The organism is Methylobacterium sp. ap11, assembly GCF_900110515.1.
GTDB lineage: Bacteria > Pseudomonadota > Alphaproteobacteria > Rhizobiales > Beijerinckiaceae > Methylobacterium > Methylobacterium ajmalii.
On the sequence record NZ_FOEB01000049.1, the window covers coordinates 1 to 7850 of the forward strand.

Here is a 7850-nt window from a genome sequence, read left to right on the forward strand (position 1 = left end):
TGCGCCTGGGGAGCGCCGAGGCTTGCACCTCGGGCATACTCCGTCGAGCGATCCCGGGCGACGAGTTCGACGCCGGGATGCCGTTCGAGCCAGCCGGCCACCGTGGGTGCCGTGCGATCCGGGAGGAGATCGATGACGCGGCGGCGGTCGAGGTCGACGACGATCGTACCGTAGCGGCTGCCCTTCCGGATCGCCCAGTCGTCGATGCCGACCCGGAGGAGAGCCGGCGCATCGGGCAGCGGCATGCGGGTGACGAGCCGCAGCACGGTCGCGCGGCTTGCCGGCATGTGGAGGTGCGCGAGAAGACGCGCCCCGCCTGCACCGCCGCAGGCGAGGCCGACCCTGGCCTGCGCCTCGCCAAGCCGCCGCGTGAGCCGGGCGCGCGGCGCGAGGAGGGTCATGGGCGTCTCCGCGAAGGTCCGGCGTCCGCAGGCCGGGTTGAGGCAGTAGAACCGCCGCACCTCGATGCGGAGCCTTGTCTTCGATGCCGACAGCGGCAGGTCGGCGGGATGGCGGTGGTAGCGGCTATGGACGGACCGGCTCGCCTGCCCGCAATCGGGACATCGGCCGCTGGCTGCGTCCAGTCGCACCGGGACGACGAGGTGATCGTCGTGTCGTTCGACGAGATGCGCAACGCGGCACTCGGAGATGGCGAAGGGAATGTTCATGCCTCCCACGATGGGGAGGGCGGATCAGACCATCATCGGCCCGAGGCGATCCACCGCAATCCACGCAAAAACGAGCAAGAACCGCCGATCCGGGGCAATACCAATCCCAGGGGCACCTCGTCGCGCGCCAGGGTGAGGGAGACGAGAGACTGGCAGTTGGCCTTCTTGCCCAGCGCGCCGCAATATTGCCGAGCGACCCCGACCGAGTGCGTGCCCTGCTTGGGCAGAGCGGTGTCGTCGATCACTAGGAGCGCGTCGGATCCGCCCAGCAGGCCGTCACCCTGGCGGGCCAGTTCGCTCCAGAGCGGGGCATCGTCCCAGACCGGGCTGGTGATGAAGTGCTGTAACTGGTCGTGCCCGGACAGCCCCAGGCGCTCGGCCATCGGCTGCAAGCACTTGCGATCACCGAGCCCGAGCAGGCCGCGCAGGTAGAGTGTGGTGCCCGGTGCCGCCGGGTTTTGCGGCCCATCGCGGCCAAGAACGGCGCCAGCCACGTGTCTAGGTCCACCGCGTCGACACGATCTTCGCTCATGGCTGCATCCTGCTGCCCCAGCCAGTAGGACAACGCGCGAAACCGCCTCAAAGTGCCCAGGTAGTGCTAGTGTCCCGCGTCTGAAGTTCGTGGCAAAGTGTGGGTCTGTTGGGGGGCGCCGATGGCCTACCGTGTACCCACATCTCTTGACCTAAGCGCCGAGGAACGAGCCGAGCTTGAGAGTTGGGCCCGGCGCCGCAAGACAGCCCAGGGGCTCGCCCTGCGTGCCCGCATCGTGCTGCTAGCCTCCGATGGGCGGAGCAATACGGCCATCGCGGCGGAACTGAGCACCGGCAAGCATACGGTCGGCAAGTGGCGCGAACGGTTTGCCCGCGAACGCACGGATGGCCTGCTGGATGAACCTCGCTCGGGAGCCCCGCGCCGGATCGGTGACGATCAGGTCGCCGAGTTGATCGACCGCACGCTCTGCGAGCGGCCTCAGGGGGCCACTCACTGGAGCCAGCGCAGCATGGCCAAGGCCAGCGGGGTGTCGGGCGCGACGGTCGGGCGAGTCTGGCGCGCGTTCGGCCTGCAGCCGCACCGGTCCGAGACCTTCAAGCTCTCGACCGATCCGCTGTTTGCCGAGAAGGTGCGCGATATCGTGGGGCTCTATCTGGCTCCGCCCGCCCACGCCCTGGTTATCTGCAAGGACGAGAAGTCCCAGGTTCAGGCGCTCGATCGCACCCAACCGCTGCTGCCGCTCCGGCCCGGACAGGTGGAGCGGCGCACGCACGACTATGCCCGACATGGCACCACCAGCTTGTTTGCCGCCCTCGATGTGAAGGCCGGGACCGTGATCGGGCAGTGCTATCCGCGTCACCGCGCCAGCGAGTTCCGCCGCTTCCTGGACGAGATCGAGGCGGCGGTTCCGGCCGACCTCGACGTGCATCTGGTGCTCGACAACTCGGCGACGCGCAAGACCAAGTTGATCCGCGATTGGCTAGCCAGGCGCCCGCACTATCACGTGCACTTCACGCCGACCTCTGCTTCATGGATCAACCAGGTCGAGCGATGGTTCGGCCTGCTGACGGAGCGGGCGATCCGGCGAGGCGTTCATTGCTCGGTGGCCGAACTCGAACGCGACATTCGCGCCTTCATCGAGGCTACGAATGCCGATCCGAAACCGTTCCGATGGGTGAAGTCGGCTGATGCCATCCTCGCTAGCGTCAAACGCTTCTGCCTGAGAGCACTCGAAGCTCAGCCAGAAACAGCGCCTTTGCCACGAACTTCAGACGCAGGACACTAGGTTCAGGCTGTCGACGAGGGGATGCGCTTCAGCGTCTGGATTGGCATCGCCGCGCACCGGCTGCTCGGTACGATCAACCGCGCCCGGAGCGCCCCCTACAGGCACTTGGCCGAGTTCCGCGAGCGCTTCGACGGCTGCCAAATCCACGAGCCGGCCGGCCGCTGACGGGAAGCCCTGAGCCGTCCGGCGGCCGCGGCCGCCGGGCCACCGACCGCCGTGGTCGACGGCCCTGGTGGTCCAAGGTTGCGTCGAGGTGAGGCAGCCCCGACCCGGAACGTCACCCCTTCCCGACCGTTCGCGTTTCGTTTGAATGGGGGCCAGGACTTGACACGTATCGGGTATCACGCTTCGCACGAACAATACGCACCCTCGTCGCTCCTTTCCTACGTTCAGGCCGCGGAGCGAGCCGGCTTTGCCTGCGCGATGTCGTCGGAGCACTTCAAGCCCTGGAGCAACGCCCAGGGACATGCCGGGCACGCCTGGTCGTGGCTCGGAGCAGCGCTCGCCACGACCCGGCTCCCCTTCGGGATCATCACGGCGCCCGGCTACCGGCACCACCCCGCCGTCCTGGCGCAATCGGCGGCGACCCTGTCTGAGATGTTCCCCGAGCGGCTGTGGCTGGCCCTCGGCAGCGGCCAACGGCTCAACGAGGACGTGACCGGTCTGCCCTGGCCGGACAAGGCCGAGCGGACCGCGCGGCTCGGCGAGTGCGCGGCGGTGATCCGGGCACTGTTCGAGGGCGAGACCGTAACCCATCGCGGCCGCGTCACCGTGGTCGATGCCAAGCTCTACTCCCGCCCTGAGAGGGCGCCGCTGCTGATCGGAGGCGCCGTCACCGCCGAAACCGCGCGTATTGTGGCGGGATGGGCCGACGGCCTCGTCACGGTCGGCATCGAACCCGGGAAGCTTCGCTCCGTCGTGGCCGCATTCCGCGAGGGCGGCGGGTCCGGCAAGCCGATTTTCCTCCAGACCAAGGTCTGTTGGGACACCGATGCCGATAGGGCACTGTCGGAGGCTCACGGGCAATGGGCCGCCAACATGCTGGAGGGGGACGCCAACTGGGACCTGCGCACGCCCGAGGACTTCGAGACCGCGGCGCGCTTCGTGCGACCCGAAGACGTCCATGGCTGCGTGCGGGTGTCCACGGACCTTGGCCGCCAAGCCGCATGGCTCGCCGAACTGGCGGAGATCGGTTTCGAGGAGATCATCGTCCATCAGGTCGGACGGAACCAGGACCCCTTCATCGAGGCGTTCGGCGGCCATGTCCTGCCGCAACTGCGTCGCTAGACGGCCCGCCGCGCATCATCCCCCGGAGTTACACGTCGTGCTGAAGCCCTTTCCCCGCTCAGGCGGCCCCGTCGAACGCGAAGAAGGATACCTTCCCCTCGAAGCCTACGCCGCATTGGGTGAAGGCCGCTCCGTCGCCCTTTCCGGCGCAGACGGGTCCATCGATTGGTGGTGCTGCCCCAACCTCGATTCCCCGCCGCTGTTCGACCGCCTCCTGTCGCCGCACGAGGGCGGCTACTTCTCCGTGACACCGGACGAGCCGTTCACCACCGAGATCGGATACCGCGAGGGCAGCAACGTCCACGAGACCGTCTTCACCACCGCGACGGGCAAGGCCCGGTTGACCGAGAGCCTGAACAGCGGGCCGGCTGGACGCCTGCCCTGGGCCGAACTCGCCCGCCGCATAGAGGGCCTAGAAGGGCGCGTGCGCCTCCGGATCACCCTCGTGTTCGGCACGCGCGGAGACACGGCCGGCCCCTTCCTGTCGGCGAACGCCAGCGGGAAGGCGTTCCATGTCGCCGGCCTGATGGGCCTGTTCCGGTACAGCGACGGCATCCGCATCGAGGCGGAGGACGACCACGCCATCGCCGCCGTCGTCGAGGTCACGGCAGGCCGGACAGAGACCATCGCCATCGTGGCGGGCGAGGACGAACCGCTGGTCGTCGCGCCGGTGGCGCACATCGACCGCCGCATCGAGGTTTCGTGCAAGGCGTGGCGGGACTGGACGGAGGGGCTGGGCTACGGTGGACGCTACCGCGGGCAGGTCGAGCGCAGCGCGTTGGCCCTGAAGCTTCTGCTGTACTCCCCGACCGGCGCCATCGCGGCGGCGGCGACGACCTCCCTGCCCGAGGGGATCGGCGGCAGGAAGAACTACGACTATCGCTACGCCTGGGTGCGCGACGCCGGCTACGTCATCAAGGCATTCCTCCGACTGGGTGCCCACGCCGAGTCGAGCGCGGCCCTGGCGTGGCTGGTCCGCCACCTGGACGAGCACGGCGCGCAAGTCCTCTACACCCTGAACGGCGAGACCGTGTCGGATGAGGAGGAGCTCGACCTTCCGGGATACCGGAACTCAAGGCCCGTCCGGCGAGGCAACGCGGCCACCGGGCAGCACCAGCACGGAATCTACGGCGACATCTTCGAGACGGCCGAGCGCTTCGTCGTCGGCGGCGGTATGCTCGACCTGCGTACCGGCGCCCTGCTCGCACGCCTGGCCGATGAGTGCGCCGAGAAGTGGAAGATGAAGGATGCCGGGATCTGGGAGCTTCCCGAGCGACGGCACTATACCGGGTCGAAGATCAGTTGCTGGCAGGCGCTGGCCCGTGCCGTGGAGATGGCGGAGAACGGGCACCTCCCCGGGAGCTGCAAGGACCGCTGGAGCCGGGCTCGCGACCGCGTCGCCGCATGGATCGAGGAGCACTGCTGGTCCGAGAACAAGCAGGCCTACGTCATGTACCCTGGCAGCGACATGCTGGACGCCTCGCTGACCCTGGCTGTGCGGTTCCGCTATGGCAACCCCGAGCGCCTGCGTGCCACCTGCGAGGCCATCGACCGCGAGCTCGGGCGCGGTCCCTACCACTACCGCTACACCGGGGTGGAGGCCGAGGAGGGGTGCTTCCTGGCCTGCACCTTCTGGCTCGCCGAGGCGATGGCTTTGCTGGGTCAGGCCGATGCAGGCGCCGAGAAGTTCGAGGCGGTCGTGTGGGCGCTCGACCGCAACTCGGGCACCTGCTCCGAGATGGCCGATCCGGTCACCGGCGCCTTCCTCGGCAACCTGCCGCAGGGATTGACGCACCTCGCGTTGATCCAGGCGGCGGCGACCCTGTCCGGCATGGAACTGTAGGAGGGAAGCCCATGCCCTCGTGCATCGGTAGCGGCGTACGGTGTTCCCGCCACTGCACATCCCACTCGGTAGCCCCCCGTCGGCCGGTGCCGCCGCGCCGTGTTCTTTGCCACGGACCGAGGCGCCGACCGGGCCATCCGCTCGGCAACGAAGCGGCCGATGCCGAGGGCCGCACTCGTTACGATGACGGAGGTTCCGGCAAGTGCCTGGTGCGCCCAGCTCATGACGTGGTCCCGGCATCCGTGCCGAACAACACCCGTCGGTCGGCTGGTCCGCGGCAGGCGATGTGCTCGTGCGGTCGAACCAGCACCAGCGAAGGCCGCTCATCGACCCCGTAGGCGGCGTGCGCCTTGCGGTCGAAATCCGACAGCACCGGCGCCGCCGGACCGGCCGGCACGAGACATGGACGTAATGTCTCTCACAGAGCCACCGCCTCGCGGCGGCGGGCAGCGAGGGTGTCGCGTCCGGCGAATGCCCGTCGAAACACAGCAGCGCCCAACCCGTCTTACGCCCATCCGGATCCTAAAGGTACGGGAAGAGCGGCGTCGTGCGCCGCGGATGCGCCACCTCGGCCTCCGGTGCGCGTTCGCCCGCCCGCGCCCCGCGCCCGGTTTGAGCGCCTAACAGAACCGCTGGACCTGGCGGAGGGTGATGAGGCTGTCCTGCAGGAACGTGAAGGCCTCGTAGATGTCGGCGCGGTGTTCGTAGCGGACGGGCAAGCGGCGGGCGCGGTTGAACCAGGCATGGCTGCGCTCGACCACCCAGCGATGCCGCCCGAGCCTGTCGCTTCGCTCGATGCCGCGCCGCGCAATCCGCAACCGGATCCCACGCGCCCGGCACTCCTGCCGCCGCACGCGGGCATCGTAGGCCTTGTCGGCGTGCAGCTTGTCGGGGCGCCGGCGCGGTCGTCCCCGCCGCCCGCTGCGCAAGGGCGGGATGGCATCCGGCGTCGAGGCCATCAGCGGGCTGTCGTGGCAGTTGGCACCCGTCAGGACGAGGCCGAGCGGCGTGCCGCGCGCGTCGGTGACGCGGTGGCGCTTGGTCGGGTACCCGGTCAACCCCACCGGCATCCGCCGCGAGGCGCTCGCACGTGCCGTTCCCGCCGCAGGTTCGCGGCCGTTCGGCCAGACGGCGGGGCGAGGCAGGCGCGATGGCCTCCGGTTCGGATTGGCGATGCACCGGAGTGCGGCATCCCTCACGCCCCGCCAGGGTCGGGACACCGCGTGAATCAGGCGAGCGCTCCTCGCCGACATTCCCGCCTTGCGCGTTTGACGGCCATCGGCGGCTGATGCGCTCGCCCAGGCCGTCGGGCGCCGGACGCGCCCCTCCTCTCCGGCATGCCGTACCCTCGATCTGGACCACCAGGATGCCGGCCCGACCGGTTTTCGCAAGGGGACAGCGGAACGACACCGGCGACCGATCGAGTTCCGGACCGTCCGACGGCTGACTGACGGCGGGAGGACGTGCGTACGCTGGTCGTGTCGATGTGGCGGACAGCACGAGGGCGTCCGGTCTTAAGACCTGTGGAGCGGTCTCACCGGCGATCCGGTCGTTTTGTTCCGGTCCCGGCCCGTCCGCACCGGGCCCGACCGCCCCTGCGGCCGGAGGCGGGGGGACTGGCGCCAGGGCAGCGCCTCGCCGCAACCCCTCACGGGGTCCTCCGCTGGCGCTCCGGCGGCGCCGATCGGCGCCCGTGCGTCGGACGCGACCCTCACGCCGGTCCGCGCGCCCTCGGCCGCGGCTGGCGCGGTCGCTCCCTCGAGTCGAACGTCATGGCGCTCATCGGTACATTCCTGCGCGGCTCGGACGGCAGCTTCACCGGCACCGTCCGCACGGCCACGCTGCTGCTCTCGGTCGAGATCCGCCTCAATCTGGGGCGCCGGCCCACCAGTCCCGACTACCGGGTCGTCACGGCGAGCGGGGCGGCGTTCGGGTTCGGCTGGCACACGCCGCATCCGCGGCTGGGCTGGTTCGTCCGGCTGATCCTCGACGACGTGACCTTCCCGCGGGCAGTCCAGGCGAGCCTGGTCGCGGACCCGGTCGGACAGGATCGCTTCCAGCTGCTGTGGTCGCGCTGAAGCGATCATCGACGCTGGTCCGGCCTCGCGGTGACGTCGCCGCGGGGCCGAACCGCGACGACGTTCTGAAGAATCACGGCTTCGTCCGCGCGGCGGACGGGGGATGGCGCCTGTCCCCGGCATTCGACATCGTGCCCCAACCCGACATGTGCGACGTCCAGGCCATCGGCCTCGGCATCATGGGAGGGCTCCCGAC

7 protein-coding genes and 2 pseudogenes are annotated in these 7850 nt (G+C 69.5%); 6 read left to right on the plus strand and 3 right to left on the minus strand.

Annotated features, from left to right (window positions below):
* Nucleotides 1-566: pseudogene (locus BMX97_RS31665) on the minus strand (ISL3 family transposase); the annotation flags it as partial.
* Nucleotides 567-763: 197 nt separating this feature from the next.
* Nucleotides 764-1200 (minus strand): annotated as a pseudogene (locus BMX97_RS31670) (transposase); the annotation flags it as partial.
* 121 nt (nucleotides 1201-1321) lie between these two features.
* Here BMX97_RS31670 and BMX97_RS31675 point away from each other — a divergent pair.
* From BMX97_RS31675 to BMX97_RS31685, 4 genes are all read left to right on the plus strand, one after another.
* Nucleotides 1322-2446 carry an IS630 family transposase gene (locus BMX97_RS31675; protein WP_091755063.1) on the plus strand — a complete coding sequence of 375 codons (1125 nt, stop codon included), beginning with the start codon at nucleotides 1322-1324 and terminating at the stop codon, nucleotides 2444-2446.
* 21 nt (nucleotides 2447-2467) lie between these two features.
* Complete coding sequence (locus BMX97_RS32610; protein WP_348273147.1) at nucleotides 2468-2611, plus strand: hypothetical protein; 144 nt, start codon at nucleotides 2468-2470, stop codon at nucleotides 2609-2611.
* A 159-nt stretch (nucleotides 2612-2770) separates the two neighbouring features.
* On the plus strand, nucleotides 2771-3733 hold the full coding sequence (locus BMX97_RS31680; RefSeq protein WP_091755066.1) for a TIGR03885 family FMN-dependent LLM class oxidoreductase: 963 nt from the start codon (nucleotides 2771-2773) through the stop codon (nucleotides 3731-3733).
* A 37-nt stretch (nucleotides 3734-3770) separates the two neighbouring features.
* A complete protein-coding gene (locus BMX97_RS31685) occupies nucleotides 3771-5576 on the plus strand; it encodes a glycoside hydrolase family 15 protein (RefSeq protein WP_244538758.1) in 1806 nt (601 codons plus the stop codon).
* 620 nt (nucleotides 5577-6196) lie between these two features.
* On the opposite strand, the gene BMX97_RS31690 is transcribed toward BMX97_RS31685, so the two are convergent.
* Nucleotides 6197-6829 carry an IS5 family transposase gene (locus BMX97_RS31690; RefSeq protein WP_280142833.1) on the minus strand — a complete coding sequence of 211 codons (633 nt, stop codon included), beginning with the start codon at nucleotides 6827-6829 and terminating at the stop codon, nucleotides 6197-6199.
* A 519-nt stretch (nucleotides 6830-7348) separates the two neighbouring features.
* Between BMX97_RS31690 and BMX97_RS33270 the strand changes: the two genes are divergently transcribed.
* The gene (locus tag BMX97_RS33270; protein WP_177202417.1) at nucleotides 7349-7654 is read left to right on the plus strand and encodes a DUF736 family protein; all 306 of its coding nucleotides are present in this window, start codon (nucleotides 7349-7351) and stop codon (nucleotides 7652-7654) included.
* Nucleotides 7642-7850 (plus strand): HipA domain-containing protein (locus BMX97_RS33420; RefSeq protein WP_210187706.1); only part of this gene is annotated, 209 nt, incomplete at its 3' end. The genes BMX97_RS33270 and BMX97_RS33420, both read left to right, overlap by 13 nt.